Origin of the sequence: Amnibacterium flavum, assembly GCF_003097495.1 — a bacterium.
Taxonomy (GTDB): Bacteria; Actinomycetota; Actinomycetes; order Actinomycetales; family Microbacteriaceae; genus Naasia; species Naasia flava.
This window is the reverse complement of sequence record NZ_QEOP01000001.1, coordinates 67,804-84,918: the sequence shown is the minus strand read 5'-3', so window position 1 is coordinate 84,918 and position 17,115 is coordinate 67,804. Positions and strand designations below refer to the sequence as shown.

General features: G+C 69.4%; 16 protein-coding genes. 11 read left to right on the top strand and 5 right to left on the bottom strand.

Features of this window, described 5'->3' with window-relative positions; genetic code table 11:
- Window positions 1-417 carry a GNAT family acetyltransferase gene (locus DDQ50_RS00405; protein ID WP_205663539.1) on the top strand — a complete coding sequence of 139 codons (417 nt, stop codon included), beginning with the start codon at window positions 1-3 and terminating at the stop codon, window positions 415-417.
- A 59-nt stretch (window positions 418-476) separates the two neighbouring features.
- On the opposite strand, the gene DDQ50_RS00400 is transcribed toward DDQ50_RS00405, so the two are convergent.
- The gene (locus DDQ50_RS00400) at window positions 477-821 is read right to left on the bottom strand and encodes a histone-like nucleoid-structuring protein Lsr2 (RefSeq protein WP_116754773.1); all 345 of its coding nucleotides are present in this window, start codon (window positions 819-821) and stop codon (window positions 477-479) included.
- A 301-nt stretch (window positions 822-1,122) separates the two neighbouring features.
- Between DDQ50_RS00400 and sucC the strand changes: the two genes are divergently transcribed.
- From sucC to DDQ50_RS00355, 9 genes are all read left to right on the top strand, one after another.
- Complete coding sequence (gene sucC / locus DDQ50_RS00395) at window positions 1,123-2,286, top strand: ADP-forming succinate--CoA ligase subunit beta (protein WP_116754772.1); 1,164 nt, start codon at window positions 1,123-1,125, stop codon at window positions 2,284-2,286.
- 35 nt (window positions 2,287-2,321) lie between these two features.
- On the top strand, window positions 2,322-3,206 hold the full coding sequence (sucD, locus tag DDQ50_RS00390; RefSeq protein WP_116754771.1) for a succinate--CoA ligase subunit alpha: 885 nt from the start codon (window positions 2,322-2,324) through the stop codon (window positions 3,204-3,206).
- 1 nt (window position 3,207) lies between these two features.
- Entirely contained in the window at window positions 3,208-3,756 is a 549-nt protein-coding gene (locus DDQ50_RS00385) for a hypothetical protein (RefSeq protein WP_116754770.1), read from the top strand.
- 141 nt (window positions 3,757-3,897) lie between these two features.
- Window positions 3,898-5,133, top strand: coding sequence for a cell division protein PerM (locus DDQ50_RS00380; protein WP_116754769.1), 1,236 nt, complete (start codon window positions 3,898-3,900; stop codon window positions 5,131-5,133).
- A 22-nt stretch (window positions 5,134-5,155) separates the two neighbouring features.
- Window positions 5,156-5,746 (top strand): phosphoribosylglycinamide formyltransferase, encoded by a 591-nt coding sequence (gene purN / locus DDQ50_RS00375; protein WP_116754768.1) that lies wholly within the window; start codon window positions 5,156-5,158, stop codon window positions 5,744-5,746.
- Window positions 5,743-7,389, top strand: a complete 1,647-nt coding sequence (gene purH / locus DDQ50_RS00370; protein WP_116754767.1) for a bifunctional phosphoribosylaminoimidazolecarboxamide formyltransferase/IMP cyclohydrolase — start codon at window positions 5,743-5,745, stop codon at window positions 7,387-7,389. Before purN ends, purH begins: the two co-directional genes overlap by 4 nt.
- Window positions 7,390-7,632: 243 nt before the next feature.
- The gene (gene ddaH / locus DDQ50_RS17575; RefSeq protein ID WP_276308361.1) at window positions 7,633-8,841 is read left to right on the top strand and encodes a dimethylargininase; all 1,209 of its coding nucleotides are present in this window, start codon (window positions 7,633-7,635) and stop codon (window positions 8,839-8,841) included.
- A 178-nt stretch (window positions 8,842-9,019) separates the two neighbouring features.
- A complete protein-coding gene (locus DDQ50_RS00360; protein WP_116754766.1) occupies window positions 9,020-10,831 on the top strand; it encodes an ABC transporter ATP-binding protein in 1,812 nt (603 codons plus the stop codon).
- Window positions 10,828-12,636, top strand: a complete 1,809-nt coding sequence (locus tag DDQ50_RS00355) for an ABC transporter ATP-binding protein (protein ID WP_116754765.1) — start codon at window positions 10,828-10,830, stop codon at window positions 12,634-12,636. The genes DDQ50_RS00360 and DDQ50_RS00355 overlap by 4 nt, the downstream gene beginning before the upstream one ends.
- Before the next feature lie 145 nt (window positions 12,637-12,781).
- On the opposite strand, the gene DDQ50_RS00350 is transcribed toward DDQ50_RS00355, so the two are convergent.
- Genes DDQ50_RS00350 through DDQ50_RS00335 form a run of 4 tightly spaced genes read right to left on the bottom strand, consistent with a single transcriptional unit; the run spans window position 12,782 to window position 15,619 of the window.
- Window positions 12,782-13,108, bottom strand: coding sequence for an MGMT family protein (locus DDQ50_RS00350; RefSeq protein WP_116754764.1), 327 nt, complete (start codon window positions 13,106-13,108; stop codon window positions 12,782-12,784).
- Window position 13,109: 1 nt separating this feature from the next.
- Entirely contained in the window at window positions 13,110-13,562 is a 453-nt protein-coding gene (locus DDQ50_RS00345) for a GNAT family N-acetyltransferase (RefSeq protein ID WP_116754763.1), read from the bottom strand.
- A 57-nt stretch (window positions 13,563-13,619) separates the two neighbouring features.
- A complete protein-coding gene (locus DDQ50_RS00340) occupies window positions 13,620-14,123 on the bottom strand; it encodes a methylated-DNA--[protein]-cysteine S-methyltransferase (protein ID WP_116754762.1) in 504 nt (167 codons plus the stop codon).
- Window positions 14,120-15,619, bottom strand: a complete 1,500-nt coding sequence (locus DDQ50_RS00335) for a DNA-3-methyladenine glycosylase 2 (RefSeq protein WP_116754761.1) — start codon at window positions 15,617-15,619, stop codon at window positions 14,120-14,122. The genes DDQ50_RS00340 and DDQ50_RS00335 overlap by 4 nt, the downstream gene beginning before the upstream one ends.
- A 233-nt stretch (window positions 15,620-15,852) precedes the next feature.
- Here DDQ50_RS00335 and DDQ50_RS00330 point away from each other — a divergent pair, with 233 nt between their 5' ends.
- The gene (locus tag DDQ50_RS00330; protein WP_116754760.1) at window positions 15,853-17,067 is read left to right on the top strand and encodes an NADP-dependent isocitrate dehydrogenase; all 1,215 of its coding nucleotides are present in this window, start codon (window positions 15,853-15,855) and stop codon (window positions 17,065-17,067) included.
- The last annotated feature ends 48 nt before the right edge of the window (window positions 17,068-17,115 follow it).

Genomic DNA, 17,115 nt, shown 5'->3' with positions numbered 1-17,115 from the left:
GTGCCGACCATCCGCCCATTCGAGGTCGGGGACACCGAAGAGGTCGTCGCGCTCTGGGATCGATGCGGGCTGCTGCGCCCGTGGAACGATCCGCGTAAGGACATCGAGCGCAAGCTGACCGTGCAGCCCGAGCTGTTCTTCGTCGCCGAATCCGACGGTGTCGTCGCGACGGCGATGGCGGGTTACGACGGCCATCGCGGCTGGCTCTACTATGTGGCCGTCGCGCCCGAGCGTCGGGGCGAGGGAATAGGGCGCGACATAGTGGCGCATTCTGAAAGCGCTCTCACTAACCTGGGCTGCCCGAAAATCAATGTTCAGATCAGGTCCGGCAACGATGCGGTGCAGTCATTCTGGAGCGGGCTCGGATTCGAGCCCGACCAGGCGACGGGAATGGGCAAGCGCCTCATTCCCGACTGAAACGACGAGAACTCCGGCCCGCTGTGCGGACCGGAGTTCTTCGTGTGACGAGCCGGATCTCAACCGCGCGCGCGGGCGTACGCCTCCTGGATGTCGCGCGAGATGCGACCGCGGGTCGCAACGTTGTGGCCGTTGGCCTTCGCCCACTCGCGGATCTCCTGCAGACGGTCGCGGGATGCGGACGGTGCGGCGGTCGTGGTGCGGCGACGAGCGCTGCCGCCGATGCTGCGAGCCTTGTCGATGAACGGCTCCAGAGCCGAATAGAGCTTGTCGGTGTTATCGGCCGAAAGGTCGATCTCGTAGGACTTGCCCTCGAGGGAGAACGCGACAGTTCCGCCCGACCCGTCGGTGATGGGCGTGCCGTCGAGGTCGTCGACAATCTGAACGGTGACCTTCTGGGCCATGGGAACTCCTTATTGCGATGGGGTGTATTCGAATGCAAGTCGAGCGGCGAGGTATTTATCGCCGATTGAGAAGAATACTCGCAAATAGGGGTCGAATGGAAATCCGCGCCGGTATTGGCGTGGCGCGATGTTCGTTTTGAACGCTGTTTATCAGCCACCTGTGACGATCCTGTGGAGCCACGCTGCCGAGCAGCGGGGGTCACAGGGCCATTCGACGTCCGGAGTAGAGTGAATCCGCCCGTTTCCGCGGGGGCGCCAGGAGCGCCGGACGCGAGACATAGAGAACATCGGAAGAGGATCAGTGGATCTTTACGAGTACCAGGCCCGTGACATGTTCGAGAGTTACGGGGTTCCCGTACTCCCCGGCATCGTCGCCGACACCCCCGAGGAGGTGCGCGCCGCAGCGGAGAAGCTCGGAGGCACCGTCGTCGTCAAGGCGCAGGTCAAGGCCGGCGGCCGCGGCAAAGCGGGGGGCGTGAAGGTCGCGCACAACCCGGCCGACGCGGAGGAAGCGGCGAAGGGCATCTTCGGGCTCGACATCAAGGGCCACATCGTGCGGCGCGTCATGGTCGCCGCGGGAGCCCGCATCGAGCGCGAGTTCTACTTCTCGGTTCTGCTCGACCGCGCCAACCGCTCCTATCTGTCGCTCGCCAGCGTCGAGGGCGGCATGGAGATCGAGATCCTCGCCGTCGAGAAGCCCGAAGCCCTCGCGCGCATCGAGATCGACCCGGTCGCAGGCATCGACCTCGAGAAGGCCAAGCAGATCGCGGCGGCAGGCGGCTTCCCCGACGACCTCATCGAGAAGGTGGCCCCGGTCATCGAACGCCTCTGGTGGGTCTACCGCGACGAGGATGCGACGCTCGTCGAGGTCAACCCGCTCGTGCTCACCGAGTCGGGCGAGGTCATCGCCCTCGACGGCAAGGTCACACTCGATGAGAACGCGGAGTTCCGTCACGAGAACCACGCGGCCCTCGCCGAGGCCGGCGACATCGACCCCCTCGAGGCGAAGGCCAAGGCCAGCAACCTCAACTACGTGAAGCTCGACGGCCAGGTCGGCATCATCGGCAACGGGGCCGGGCTCGTCATGTCGACGCTCGACGTCGTCTCCTACGCGGGCGAGAAGCACGGCGGGGTCAAGCCCGCCAACTTCCTCGACATCGGCGGCGGAGCATCGGCCGAGGTCATGGCCGCAGGGCTCGACGTCATCCTGGGCGACCCGCAGGTGAAGAGCGTCTTCGTCAACGTCTTCGGCGGCATCACCGCGTGCGACGCCGTCGCCAACGGCATCGTCGGCGCACTCGGCAAGCTGGGCGACACCGCCACGAAGCCGCTCGTCGTCCGTCTCGACGGCAACAACGTCGACGAGGGACGCGCGATCCTCGCCGAGGCCGCACACCCCCTCGTCACGGTGGTCGACACCATGGACGCGGCAGCCGACAAGGCCGCCGAGCTCGCCAACGCCTGAGTCACGTCGAAGCAAAGAAGAGGTAGCTGAAGAACATGTCGATCCTTCTCGACGAGAACTCCAAGATCATCGTCCAGGGCCTCACCGGGTCCGAGGGCACCAAGCACGCCGGCCGCATGCTCAAGTCGGGCGCGCAGATCGTCGGCGGCGTCAACCCGCGCAAGGCGGGCACCGAGGTCGAGATCGAGGGCGTCACGCTCCCGATCTTCGGATCGGTGGCCGAGGCGATCGACCGCACCGGCGCCAACGTGTCGGTCATCTTCGTGCCGCCCGCCTTCGCCAAAGCGGCGGTCGTCGAAGCCGTCGACGCCGAGATCCCCCTCGCGGTCGTCATCACCGAGGGCATCCCCGTCAAGGACTCCGCCGAGTTCTGGTCGCACGCGAAGAGCAAGGGCGGCACCACCCGCATCATCGGCCCGAACTGCCCCGGCGTCATCAGCCCCGGCAAGTCGAACGCGGGCATCATCCCCGCGACCATCGCCGGTCCTGGGCCGATCGGCCTCGTCTCGAAGTCGGGCACCCTGACCTACCAGATGATGTTCGAGCTGCGTGACATCGGCATCTCCACCGCTGTCGGAATCGGCGGCGACCCCATCATCGGCACCACCCACATCGACGCGCTCGCCGCGTTCGAGGCCGACCCCGAGACGACCGCGATCGTGATGATCGGCGAGATCGGCGGGGACGCCGAGGAGCGTGCCGCGGAGTACATCAAGGCCAACGTCACCAAGCCGGTCGTCGCCTACGTCGCGGGCTTCACGGCACCGGAGGGCAAGACCATGGGCCACGCCGGCGCCATCGTGTCGGGCTCGTCCGGCACCGCGCAGGCCAAGAAGGAAGCGCTCGAGGCTGCGGGCGTCAAGGTCGGCAAGACGCCGAGCGAGACCGCCGCTCTCATGCGCGAGGTCTTCGCGAGCTGATGTGACCGCGTCAGACTTGGGGGAGTCCGCCGCGTCCGACGCGGAGCGGCCCGCGGCCCGCTCAGGGTGGGCCGCGCGGCTGTTCGCCGACCGTTCGATCAGCACCGAGTGGGTCTACGGGACCATCGTCTATCTGGCGCTGATCCTGTCGATCTCCGAGGACGACGACATCGACCCGGGACAGGTCCTGTTCTTCGGGTTCGTGACGATGGTCGTCTTCTTCCTCGCCCACGTCTACGCGCACACCATCGCCGCGTACTCGCGGGGCAGGCAGGTGGAGCGTCCGTTCCGTGCGGCGGTCCGGCATTCGGTCGGTCTACTGCTGGCGACCGTCGTACCGAGCATTCCGCTGATCGTCGCGATCACCGGCGCCATCACGCTCGATCAGGCCGTCGACGGGGTGAGCCTCCTCGGTCTCCTCGTGCTCGCCGCCACGAGTCTCTGGGCGTTCGTGTCGCGCCGTGCCCCGTGGTGGGCGTGCATCCTCGGCACGCTGGCAGCCGTGGCACTCGGCATGATCGTGGTCCTGCTCGACTACATCGTGCACTGAGACCCGGCGGGACCGCGACCGGCGATCCCAGCGGGACCGTGCCCGCACGGGCTGCGTGACCCGGGGCGGCGGCTCCGAGCCCACCGGGCGACGTGTGTCGGACGGAGCGCCGATCGGGGCGGCGGCTAGGCTTCCCGGGCCATGAATCGACCCCTCACCGCGCTGTTCGCCGCTCTCGAGGCGCTGCTCGTCGTGGGAATCGGGCTGGGCATCCTGCTCGTGCCCCTCACGGCGCTGTGGGCGTTCGAGTTCGACCTCCAGATCGACTGGACCGTCTTCTACCGCGCCGCGGCCGATCTCTGGCTGATCGGGCACGGCGTCGACGTCCGCTTCGCGCTCGACCTGCCGCTGGTGGCCGGGGCGACGCCGGGGGAGCCGTTCGTCGTCACGATCGCCGCGCTCGGACTCGCCCTGCTGACCGCGCTGCTCGGAGTCCGGGCGGGCCGCCGACTGCTCGAGACGGACCATCCCGGCACGGCGATCACGGTCACGCTCGGCACCTTCGCGGGGCTGTCCGCCATCATCGCCCTGACAGCGGGCGTGGGCGCCGCGCAGCCGTCGCGCTGGCAGGGGGTGCTGTTCCCGACGCTCGTGTTCACGGTCGGGATCATCCTGGGCGCCGTCATCCCATCGGGCGAGGTGCGTCGGCGGCCGACGTCGTCGCGTCCCAGTCCGTTCGCACGCCTCGCGGAGGCGACCCTCGACCGTCTGCCCGAGGGTGCCATCCAGTGGGTCTCGTGGAGTCTGCGACTGGGCGGCGTCGCCGCCGCGGGGCTGATGGCGGTGGCGGCCATCCTCGTCGCAGGCCTGCTCGTCATCGGCTACTCGACGGTCATCACCCTCTACGAGTCGCTGCAGTCGGGTGTCCTCGGCGGTGCGGCTCTCACGATCGCGCAGCTCGCACTGCTCCCCAACCTCGTCATCTGGGCCGCCGCCTGGCTCGTCGGACCAGGATTCGCGATCGGGACCGGATCGTCGGTCTCGCCCGTCGGGACGGCTCTCGGCCCCGTGCCGTCGCTGCCCGTGCTGGGCGCCATCCCGACGACCGACTCCGCGTTCGGATTCCTCGGACTCGCGGCGCCGATCGTCGTCGCATTCCTCGCGGGGGCACTGCTGCGCTCGCGGTTGAACGCCGGCTGGCGCGGCGAACTCTCCACGGCCACCGTCATCGGGCTGGGAGTCAGCGGAGGTGTCGTCGCCGGAGTCGCGCTTGGGTTGCTCTCCTGGGCGGCGGCAGGCTCCGCCGGCGTCGGGCGCCTCACCGACATCGGCTCGGATCCCTGGCTCGTCGGCGCCTTCGCGGCACTGGAGACGGCGGTCGCGATGACGATCGGTCTCGTCGTCAGCGGCCGACGGGAGCGACCCTCGGAGGAATGACCTCCGCCGGTAGGCTTGCGGCGTGCTCAAGGTCGTCGTGCTCATCTCCGGCGGCGGTTCGAACCTGCGGTCCCTCCTCGAGCAGGCGGAACACGCAGACTTCCCCGCCCGCATCGTCGCAGTCGGCGCCGACCGCGAGGCGACCGGCCTCTTCCACGCGCAGGACTTCCGGGTCCCCACCTTCACGGTGCCGTACGGCTCCTTCGATTCCCGCGAGGAGTGGGGCGCCGCCCTCGTCACCCAGCTGGCCGGATGGTCGGCGGACCTCATCGTCCTCAGCGGCATGATGAGGCTGCTACCGCAGAACGTGCTCGACGCGTTCGCTCCGCGCATCATCAACACGCACCCCGCCTACCTGCCCGAGTTCCCCGGCGCGCACGCCGTTCGCGACGCGATCGCGGCGGGAGCCGCCCAGACCGGGGCGAGCGTCATCGTCGTCGACAGCGGCGTGGACTCCGGCCCGGTCCTCGCCCGTGAACGCGTGGCGATCGACCCCGGCATGGGCGAGGACGCCCTCCACGACCGCATCAAGACCGTCGAACGCCGGCTTCTGGCGCAGGTCATCCGTGACATCGCAACAGGCGCGATCCGACTCGAGGAGTACCAGGCATGAGTGGCCACAGCATCGATCCGGCTCTCTATCGCGAACGGGACATCGTCCCGGTGAAGCGCGCGCTGATCTCGGTGAGCGACAAGAGCGGATTGCTGGAGCTCGTCGCCGCGCTCTCGGACGCGGGGGTCGAGATCGTCTCGACCGGCTCCACCGCCGCGATGATCGCAGGTGCGGGGTACGCCGTCACCGAGGTGTCGCAGGTCACCGGGTTCCCCGAGTCGCTCGACGGACGCGTGAAGACCCTGCACCCCGGTGTCCACGCGGGACTGCTCGCCGACCTGCGCCTCGAGGACCACGAGCGGCAGCTCGCCGACCTCGGCATCGCGCCGTTCGAGCTCGCCGTCGTCAACCTGTACCCCTTCGCCGAGACCGTCGCGTCGGGCGCCGAGCCCGCGCAGGTCATCGAGCAGATCGATATCGGCGGCCCGGCACTCGTCCGCGCATCGGCCAAGAACCACGCCAACGTCGCCGTCGTCGTCTCGCCGTCGGACTACCCGAAGATCATCGCGGCAGTCCGCGAGGGGGGAAGCGGTCTCGCGCTCCGCCGGGAACTTGCCGCTGCGGCCTTCGCGCACACCGCCGCTTACGACGGCGGGGTCGCCGCGTGGTTCGCCGCGACGGACGCGGACACGGGCGCCGGGGAGACCGACCCGACCGCCGCCGCCGGCGACTGGGCTCCGCGCGTCTCGCTCGAGGGCGAGCTCGCTCACCCCCTCCGCTACGGCGAGAACGCTCATCAGCGCGCGGCGCTCTACACGGCCGACGGCGGTCACGGCATCGCCCAGGCCGAGCAGCTGCACGGCAAGGAGATGAGCTACAACAACTACGTCGACGCCGATGCCGCCGTGCGCGCCGCGTTCGACTTCAGCGGACCCGCCGTGGCGATCATCAAGCACGCCAACCCGTGCGGCATCGCCGTCGCGTCCCCCAAGGCGGTCGATCCGATCGCCTCCGCCCACCACAAGGCGCACGAGTGCGACCCGGTCTCCGCGTTCGGCGGTGTGATCGCGGCGAACCGGCCCGTGACCCTGTCCATGGCCGAGCAGGTTCGGGACGTGTTCACCGAAGTGCTGGTCGCGCCCGACTTCGATGCCGACGCGCTCGCGGTGCTCACGGCGAAGAAGAACATCCGCCTGCTGCGCCTGCCGGCCGACTACGCCCGCTCGACGATCGAGTTCCGTCAGGTGAGCGGCGGCGTGCTGCTGCAGACCACCGACCGGTTCGACGGCGGAGAGGGCGCCGCTGCTGCCGACTCGTCCGCCTGGAAGCTCGTCGCCGGCGAGGAGGTCGACGAGGCGACTCGATCCGACCTCGAGTTCGCGTGGCGCGCCTGCCGGGCGGTGAAGTCGAACGCGATCCTGCTCGCCCACGGCGGCGCATCCGTCGGCGTCGGCATGGGGCAGGTGAACCGGGTCGACTCCTGCCACCTCGCGGTCAGTCGCGCCGGTGAGCGGGCCGTCGGTTCGGTGGCCGCCTCGGATGCGTTCTTCCCGTTCGCCGACGGCCTCGAGGTCCTGCTGCGCGCAGGGGTGCGCGCCGTGGTGCAGCCGGGAGGATCCGTCCGCGACGACGAGGTCATCGAGGCCGCACGCCGAGCCGGGGTCTCGATGTACTTCACGGGCGAGCGCCACTTCTACCACTGACCTTCCTCCCCTCCTGAGGGCGTTCCGGGCGAACGCGCACGTTGCGGCCGGCCCCGTTGCCCGGAACGTGCGCGCGGCCGGTCACCATGCCGAATTGCGTGACTGCTTCCGGGGAATGCCGACATCGCCCGAACCGAGCTCTGCGCGCACGTTCCGGCGTCCGGGGCCGGCCGCAACGTGCGCGCTTGCCCGGAACGCCTGGGGTCGGGGAGGGGTCATAGGGAGCGGCACTAGGGTTGTCCGGTGCTCACCGTCCCCCTGTCGCGCCGTCTGTCCGCCTCCCTCATCACCGCCGCGGTCGTGGCACTGGGTGCGCACCTCATCACGCTGGCCGCCTTCTTCGTGGGCAACACCTTCGACGCGAGCATCCTCGGCGTCGCGAACGGCTTCTTCGGCTACTCGAGCATCGTCGTCTTCATCCTGCTGGCTGTCGGGATCCTGCTGACCGAGCTCGCGCGGTGGTACGTCGCCGCTCTGGTGGGTCTCATCACCGCGGTCATCGGCGCGTTCCTCGGCACCCTGCTCACCTCGATCGCGAGCGGGGCGACGCTCGGCTCCGACCTGATGAACGGGGTCGTCAGCAGCCTCGTCGGTGTCAACCTGACCTTCATCGTCGCCGTCATCATCCTCACGATCGCGGCCGCCCCGCGCCTGTTCGACCGGATCGTCACCGCGCGCCCGGCGAAGCTGCGCTCCGGACGCGTCCTGCTCGTTCGCCTCCCCTCGCCCGACCTCGCGGACGGCGTCGTCACGCATATGGAGAAGTCCGAGATCGACACCGAACTCGCCGACACCCAGTGGGCGGACTACGTCGATGCGTTCCGGGCCGAAGGGTGGAACATCCTCGAGGTTCCGATCGCTCCCGATCTCGCCGACTCGGTCTTCGTCGAGGACGCCGTAGTCGTGTTCGGCGACGTCGCCGTCATCACCCGCCCGGGTTCAGAGCACCGCCTGGCGGAGATCGACGACGTCGAGACCACGGTGCGCTCGCTCGGCATGAGCGTGGCGCGGATTACCGAGCCGGCGACCCTCGACGGCGGCGATGTGCTTGTCGTCGGCGACACCGTCTACGTGGGCCGGGGCGGTCGCACCAACGCGGAGGGCGTCGCCCAGCTGCGCGAACTCCTGCGGCCGAGCGGGCGCACCGTCGTCGCCGTACCGGTCACGGGAGCGCTGCACCTCAAGTCCGCGGTCACCGCCCTGCCCGACGGAACGGTCATCGGCGATCCGTCGTCCGTCGACCCGCGACTCTTCCCGAGCTTCCTCGAGATGCCCGAGCCCGAGGGCGCCCACGTCGTCGAGCTCGCCCCCGGCGTGGTTCTCATGTCCGATGCAGCACCGCGATCGAAGGAGCTGGTCGAGTCGCTCGGCTATCGCGTCGTCACGGTCGGCATCTCCGAGTTCGAGAAACTCGAGGGATGCGTCACCTGCCTCTCGGTCCGCATCCGCTGACCTCCGCCGATCTCGGTCCGGCTCGAGCCGGCTGGAGTTCGTACCGCCTCGGCCCGGTCCGCCTGGTGCGGACCTGATCTGACACGCCGAGCGTACATCCGCGTTGCGGCTCCGATCCCCTCCTCTGTAGGCTTCAAGGCTCTTCCGAGCACATCTCCGCTCGTTCCGAGGTAACACAATGCCCGCCGAATCCCGGCTCTCGACCCTGGCGTCGCTGCGCCGCCTGCTGCGCTTCGCGCGTCCCGCCCTGCCCCGTCTCATCGCGGGAATCGTGGCGGGGATCGTCGCGGGCCTCGTCGCGCTCGCCATCCCCCAGGTGCTCGAGGTCCTCGTCGACTCGGCCCTCGGCGAGGGCGACCGCAGCGCCGTCCTGCCCGCCACCCTGGTGATCCTCGGGCTCGGAGTGCTCGAGGCCGCAGCCATCCTGGTGCGCCGCTGGCTGATCCTCACGCCCAACTCGCACGTCGAGGCATCGATGCGGAACGCGATCTACACGCATCTGCAGGATCTGCCCGTCGCATTCCACGACCGGTGGCCGAGCGGGCAGCTGCTCTCCCGTGCGGTGAGCGACATCAGTCTGGTGCGCCGCTGGCTCGCTTTCGGCGTGGTCCTGCTCGTCGTCAACGCCGTCACGGTCGTCGTCGGCGCGGTCCTGCTGTTCAGCATCCAGCCGTTGCTCGGCCTCATCTTCTTCCTCGGGTCCGCCCCCGTGTGGTTCATCGCGGTGCGGTTCGAGCGGGTCTACTCGGTCGCAGCCCGCCGCAGCCAGGACCAGGTGGGCGATCTCGCGACCGCGGTCGAGGAGTCGGTGCACGGCATCCGCGTGCTCAAGGCCTTCGGCCGAGGCGAGTTCGCGCAGGAGAAGTTCGAACGCCAGGCGGAGGAGCTGCGCGGCACCGAGATGGAGAAGGCGCGCGCATCGGCCTACATCTGGCGCTGGCTGACCCTGATCCCCGACGGCACTCTCGCGCTGTGCCTGATCGGCGGCGTCGTGCTCGCCGCCCAGGGCATCTTCACTCCCGGTGAGCTGGTGGCATTCTTCGCCACGGCGACCGTGCTGCGCTTCCCGATCGAGTCGATCGGGTTCCTGCTCGCCTTCACGCTCGACGCCCGCAACGCGACCGACCGCATCTTCGAGGTGCTCGAGGCGCCCGTCGACATCACCGATTCCGCGAACCCCGCGACGATCGAGGATCCCCGCGGGCGACTCGAGTTCCGCGGTACCCGCTTCCACTATGCCGACGCCGACGGCGACGCTCCCGAACTGCTGCGGGGGATCGATCTCGTCATCGAGCCCGGCGAGACGATCGCGCTTGTCGGCATCACCGGGTCGGGCAAGTCCACGCTGACCGCGCTGGTTCCCAGGCTCTACGACGTGAGCGGGGGAGCGGTGCTCATCGACGGAGTCGATGTCCGCGACCTGCGCCTCGAGGAGCTCCGGCGTCTCGTCGCCATGGCGTTCGAGGACGCGACCCTGTTCTCCGACACCGTGCGGGCGAACGTGCTGCTCGGGGCGCCCGTCGCCGACGACCGCGCGCTCGCCGAGGCTCTCGACGTCGCCCAGGCCGACTTCGTGCAGGCGCTGCCGAACGGTGTCGACACGGTCATCGGCGAGGAGGGCCTCAGCCTGTCCGGAGGTCAGCGGCAGAGGCTGGCGCTCGCCCGCGCTGTCGCGGCCGCCCCGCGCATCCTCGTGCTCGACGACCCGCTGTCCGCGCTGGACGTCGACACGGAGGCGCGCGTCGAGGCGGGCCTGCGACGTGTGCTCGGATCCACGACGGCCCTGATCGTGGCCCACCGCCCCTCGACGGTCTCGCTCGCCGACCGGGTCGCGCTGCTCGACGACGGCGTCATCACCGCGGTCGGCCGGCATACCGAGCTGCTCGCGACGAGCGAGCGCTACCGGTACGTGATCTCGAGCCTGGAGGTCGAGGAGCGCGAACGATCCCTCGACGAGGGCGACGACGAGCGAGAGGAGGTGGCCTCGTGACGACCACGACCGGCGTCACCGGCGAGGAGCGCGACGACCTGTCGCAGGCCGAGAGCAAGGCCCTGCGCGGGCGTTCAGTGCGGCTGCTCGTCTCGCTGCTGCGCCCTTTGCGGAAGCAGATCGCCCTGACCCTGCTCGTCGTGATCGCGAGCACCGCCGCCCAGGTCGCCGGACCGACACTCGTCGCCATCGGGATCGATCAGGGCATCCCCGCCGTCGCACGCGGCGACTGGACCCCGATCGCCCTCGCGGGCGGCGCCTTCGTGGTGCTCAGCGTGGCCGGTGCGCTCCTCATCGGCCGCTACCGCGTCATGCAGGCGCGGATCAGTCAGGCGATCCTCTTCGAGTTGCGTCGCCGGGTGTTCCGGCAGACGCAGGCGCTCAGCATCGAGTTCCACGAGTCGTACACGTCGGGCCGCATCATCTCGCGGCAGACGAGCGATCTCGACTCGATCCGCGAACTGCTCGACGAGGGCATCAGCAACCTCGTCGCCGGCGGCTTCTACACCCTGTTCACGGCGATCGCGCTCGTGTCGATCGACCCGCAGAGCGGTCTCATCCTGGCCGTCGCCCTCATCCCGCTCTGGTTCCTGACGAGGTGGTTCCAGAAGCGCTCGCAGAAGCTGTTCCGGCTCACCCGCGTGACCTCGGCGCGGCTCATCGTGCAGTTCGTGGAGACGATGACCGGGATCCGGGCCGTGCAGGCGTTCCGCAAGGAGCCGCAGAACGCGACCCGGTTCGCCGGAGCGGTCGAGGCGAACCGGGATGCGAACGCGCGCGTCTTCCGCCTGTTCGGCACGTTCGACCCCGGTCTGGTGCTCATCGGCAACGTGACCGTCGCGGCGGTGCTGCTGTTCGGTGGTTTCCGGGTCGCCGACGGGGTGCTCGAGATCGGCACCCTGCTGGCCGTCGTGCTCTACGTGCGCCGGTTCTTCGACCCGCTTGAGGAACTCGCCATGTTCTACAACGGCTACCAGTCGGCGTCGGCTGCGCTGGAGAAGATCTCGGGCGTGCTCGACGAGCAGCCGAGCGTCGCCGATCCCACCCGGCCGATCGATCTGCGCGAGCCGCGCGGGCACCTGAACTTCGACGACGTCGAGTTCGCCTACGCCTCGGGACCGCAGATCCTTCCCCGTTTCGATCTCGACATCCCGGCCGGGCAGACCATCGCACTCGTCGGGTCGACGGGGGCGGGCAAGTCGACGCTGGCGAAGCTCATCTCTCGCTTCTACGACCCCTCGCACGGTGAGGTCACCCTCGACGGGATCGATCTGCGGACGCTCGCGCCCGACGATCTGCGCAGCGCGATCGTCATGGTGACGCAGGAGGCGTACCTGTTCTCCGGGACCGTCGCCGACAACATCGCGATCGGTCGCCCCGAGGCGACCCGTGCCGAGATCGTCCGTGCGGCGAAGGCGGTCGGGGCGCACGAGTTCATCGAGTCGCTGCCGCACGGCTACGACACCGACGTGAACAAGCGCGGCGGACGGGTGTCATCCGGTCAGCGTCAGCTGCTGTCGTTCGCCCGGGCGTTCATCGCCGACCCGGCGGTCCTGATCCTCGATGAGGCGACGGCGTCGCTCGACATCCCGAGCGAACGCGCCGTCCAGGCGGCACTGCAGACCCTTCTCGCCGACCGCACCGCGGTGATCATCGCGCACCGCCTGTCGACGGTCGCCATCGCAGACCGGGTGCTCGTGATGGAGAAGGGGCACATCGTCGAGGACGGCACCCCGGATGCGCTAATCGCGGGCACGGGCCGCTTCGCGACCCTCCACACCGCCTGGCGCGATTCCCTCGCCTGATCCCCGGGGAATCGTCCCTTTCGCTCAGCAGGCGGACCCCCTGGTTCGACCTGCTGAGGGCATTTCCACCTGCCGGGTGGGAGTGTCCGGGACTTCTCCCTGCTGAGCGAGAGGGAACCGGGGAAAGGGGAGAGGACAGGCGGGATCAGTCGTCAGGTGTCCAGGCGGCGCGTTCGAGGTCGACCCGGTAGCCCGCGGGGGTGTCGGCCGGCAGGAGGGGAGTGCCCTCGTCCTCATAGTGGGACCGGGCCGCGTCCTCGTGCCCGGTCGGCGGATGCCCTCCGGCGCGCAGCACCCGCCACCAGGGGAGCCCCGACCCGTGGTAGCGCATCACCATGCCAACGGCGCGAGCGCCGGGACGACCGAACACCCAGGCGACGTCGCCGTAGGTCATGACCCGGCCGGACGGGATCTGCGAGACCACCTCGATGACCTGGGCGGTGTACTCGCCCGATGTGTCGAAGACGGCCACGTCAGAGTTTGAGTTCCCCGATGGTCTCGCCGTACTGGGTCTCGTCGAACGGGACGAACCCGACGTGCTTGAAGAACTCCTCGGGCCCGTCGGGTCCCGCCTCCCAGATGACGGTGATGCGATCGAACCCGCGGGCGCGGGCCTCGTCCGCGAGCGCATGCACCGCGAAGGTACCGACTCCGTGGCCCTGCGCCTCGGCGGCGACGTTGATGCGCCAGATGCAGCTGCGGAACTCGGGCTGCTCGGAATCGGGATCGAAGTTGCCCATGATGAAGCCCACGACATCGTCGCCCTCGAGCACGACCCGAGGCCATGCCGTGGTCGGATTGACGTAGGCCTCGGCGATCGAGTGCGAGACGGGCGCGACGAACTGCTCCTGGCCGGGTTTCAGCGTGAGTGTGTTGGCTGCCACGATGTTGCCGGCGTTGAGCTCCTCGAGTCGCAGGTCTGCCATGGGGTCAGGTTACTGCGCCGCGCCGGGGCCTGCATCACCCGTCGGGATGAGCGGCGGTCAGCCCGCCGCGGCGGTTGAACTCTCGCGTCCGAGCAGCGAGCGCTTGACGTCGAGACCCCACGCGAATCCACCGAGTGAACCGTCGGTGCGGAGCACGCGGTGGCAGGGGACGAAGAGCGCGGGCGCATTGGTCGCGCAGGCGCTCGCCGCGGCGCGGATGGCGGTCGGCGAGCCGACGAGCGCCGCGAACTGGCTGTAGGTGAGCGGGCTCCCCGCCGGGATCGTGCGCAGCGCCGCCCAGGCGACGGTGCGGAACGGGCCGCCCACATGGTGCACGGCGACGTCGTCTATGGCGGTGATCTCGCCGTCGTAGTAGGCGCGGACGGCGTCGGAGGCGAGGAGCGACCCGCGGTCGAATCCCGACGGCCGGACGGCGATGGGGATGCGCGCGAGCACCTCCGCGGGGTCAGCGGTCCAGCCCGATGCGACGACGCGGTCGTCCTCCGCCAGCAGGGTGAACGGGCCGTCGGGGGTGTCGACGGTGTCGAGGATGGCGGTCATGGCAGCTCCTTGGTCGCGAGCGGTGTCGGTGCGGGGGTGGTGGCGGGTGCGGCGCTCGCCGCGCTCGCGGCCCAGAGGTGCAAGCAGAGGTAGCTGCGCCAGGGGGCGAGATCGGCGGCTCGTCTGATCAGTTCGGCGCGGTCCGCGGCGAATCCGATGCTGCGAGCCCCCGTCCTGATGGCGACGTCGCCGGGCAGGAGGATGTCGGGGCTGCCGAGCACGCGCATCGCGACGTAGCCGGCGGTCCAGTCGCCGATTCCCGAGAACGAGGTGAGCCGATCCCGCAGCTCGCGGGCGTCGTCGCCGAAGCCGATCTCGAGTTCGCCGTCGGCCAGAGCAGTGGCGATGCGGAGGATGGTCGCGGTCCGAGTCCGCGGCCCGGTGAGCACCTCGTGGCCGCGGTCGGCGATCTGCCGCGCGGTCGGGAAGAGTCGGTGCGGGGCTCCGTCGGCCGATTCGCCGAGGTCGGTGCCGATCGCCGCGGTGAGGCGACCGAGCGCGGTCCGCGCCGCGGCGACCGAGATCTGCTGACCGATGATCGCGCGGAAGAGCATCTCGTCGGGGTTCACCGCCCCGGGCAGCCGGATGCCGGGATTCGCGGCGACCAGGGGCGCGATGACGGGATCCCCGCTGAGCGCCTCGTCGATGCCGACGGGGTCCGAGTCGAGGTCGAACAGTCGGCGGACGCGGGCGACCAGCGTCGGCAGATCGCGCAGCGCGGCCAGTTTGGCCGAGAGCCGAAGGCATCCGCTGCCGGGTGTCACCTCGAACGAGGCGATCCCGCCGGGGAGCTGGAGCACGCGCGCGTAGCTCGTGGGGGTGGCGACCTCGACACCCGGGATCGCGCGCGCCGCCAGCCAGGCGAAGACGCCGGACGGATCGAACGGGGAACGCGCGGCGAGTGCGAGCTGCACCGCACCGGGCTCCGCGACCGCTGTCCCCGTGTGCCGCGCGCGGATCTGCTGCGGTGTGAGCTCGAACACCTCGTGGATCGTGTCGTTGAACTGGCGGACACTCGCGAATCCGGACGCGAACGCGATGTCGGATATCGCCAGCTCGGTCGAGGTCAGAAGGGCGCGCGCCGTCTGTGCCCGGTGGGCGCGGCTGAGTGCGAGAGGGCCGGCTCCGAGCTGCTCGGTGAGCACCCGGGTGAGGTGGCGACTCGAGTAGCCGAGGCGGCGGGCGAGGCCGGGGACGCCTTCGCGCTCGACCGTTCCGTCGGCGATGAGGCGCATCGCGCGAGAGCTGAGGTCGTCGCGCAGGTTCCACTCGGGGGTGCCGGGGGTCGCCTCGGGCAGGCAGCGCTTGCACGCACGGTACCCGGCCTCATGCGCCGCGGCGCTCGTGGAGTAGAACGTGACGTTCGCGGGTTTCGGAGTGCGCGCGGGGCAGGAGGGACGGCAGTAGATGCGCGTCGAACTCACCGCGGTGAAGAACTGGCCGTCGAATCGCGGGTCGCGGGTCTGGATCACCCGGTAGCGCTCGTCGAAGTCCATGCCTCCATCCTGACCCAGTCCTCCGACGTCTCCTAGCGGAAATCGGACATGGCCGATGGAGCGCCCGGACCGATGGGTGGATCGCGTGCGCGCACGTTCCGGCGCCCGGGGCCGGCCGCAACGTGCGCGTTCGCCCGGAACGCCCAGGTATCTCGATGTCGAGATAGTTTGCGTCCTTGGTAAAGTCGTTACCGCGCCACTCACCGGCGCATCAGACGCGAGGAGCAGTGCACGTGGCGAAGATCAAGGTCGAGGGAACGGTCGTCGAGCTCGACGGCGACGAGATGACGCGCATCATCTGGCAGCGCATCAAGGACACGCTCATCCACCCGTACCTCGACGTGAACCTCGAGTACTACGACCTCGGCATGGAGAACCGCGACGCGACCGACGACCAGGTCACGATCGACTCGGCCCACGCGATCCAGAAGCACGGCGTCGGCGTGAAGTGCGCGACCATCACCCCCGACGAGGCCCGCGTCGAGGAGTTCGGCCTGAAGAAGATGTGGAAGAGCCCCAACGGCACCATCCGCAACATCCTCGGCGGCGTCATCTTCCGCGAGCCCATCATCATCAGCAACATCCCGCGCCTCGTCCCCGGCTGGAACAAGCCGATCATCGTCGGCCGCCACGCGTTCGGCGACCAGTACAAGGCGACCGACTTCCGTTTCGATGGACCCGGCACGCTCACCGTCAGCTTCGCTCCGGCCGACGGCTCCGAGGCGCAGTCGTTCGAGGTCTTCCAGGCCCCGTCGAGCGGTGTCGCGATGGCGATGTACAACCTCGACGACTCGATCCGCGACTTCGCCCGCGCGAGCCTCAACTACGGCCTCGCCCGCAACTACCCGGTCTACCTCTCGACCAAGAACACGATCCTCAAGGCCTACGACGGCCGCTTCAAGGACCTCTTCCAGGAGGTCTTCGAGGCTGAGTTCGCCGAGCAGTTCGCCGCGGCCGGCATCACCTACGAGCACCGCCTGATCGACGACATGGTCGCGGCGGCGCTCAAGTGGGAGGGCGGCTACGTCTGGGCAGCCAAGAACTACGACGGCGACGTCCAGTCCGACACCGTCGCCCAGGGCTTCGGCTCGCTGGGCCTCATGACCAGCGTGCTCACCACCCCCGACGGCAAGATCGTCGAGGCCGAGGCGGCGCACGGAACGGTCACGCGCCACTACCGCCAGTGGCAGCAGGGCAAGCCCACGTCGACGAACCCGATCGCCTCGATCTACGCCTGGACGCGCGGTCTCGCGCACCGCGGCAAGCTCGACGGCAACCAGGAGCTCATCGACTTCACTCTCACCCTCGAGGACGTCGTCATCAAGACCGTCGAGAGCGGCAAGATGACGAAGGACCTGGCGCTCCTCGTCGGGCCCGATCAGCCGTTCCAGACCACCGACGAGTTCCTCGACAGCCTCGCCGAGAACCTCGCGACGCGCCTCGCCTGACCCGACTCGCCCACTTCGGGTGGTGTTCTGCCCTGAACACCGCCCGAA

Bases quoted from the DNA above. Each gene is read 5' to 3' on its own strand.
- DDQ50_RS00400 (WP_116754773.1), bottom strand. From the start codon at position 821: ATGGCCCAGAAGGTCACCGTTCAGATTGTCGACGACCTCGACGGCACG.
- sucD (WP_116754771.1), top strand. From the start codon at position 2,322: ATGTCGATCCTTCTCGACGAGAACTCCAAGATCATCGTCCAGGGCCTC.
- DDQ50_RS00380 (WP_116754769.1), top strand. From the start codon at position 3,898: ATGAATCGACCCCTCACCGCGCTGTTCGCCGCTCTCGAGGCGCTGCTC.
- purH (WP_116754767.1), top strand. From the start codon at position 5,743: ATGAGTGGCCACAGCATCGATCCGGCTCTCTATCGCGAACGGGACATC.
- DDQ50_RS00360 (WP_116754766.1), top strand. From the start codon at position 9,020: ATGCCCGCCGAATCCCGGCTCTCGACCCTGGCGTCGCTGCGCCGCCTG.
- DDQ50_RS00345 (WP_116754763.1), bottom strand. From the start codon at position 13,562: ATGGCAGACCTGCGACTCGAGGAGCTCAACGCCGGCAACATCGTGGCA.
- DDQ50_RS00340 (WP_116754762.1), bottom strand. From the start codon at position 14,123: ATGACCGCCATCCTCGACACCGTCGACACCCCCGACGGCCCGTTCACC.
- DDQ50_RS00335 (WP_116754761.1), bottom strand. From the start codon at position 15,619: ATGGACTTCGACGAGCGCTACCGGGTGATCCAGACCCGCGACCCGCGA.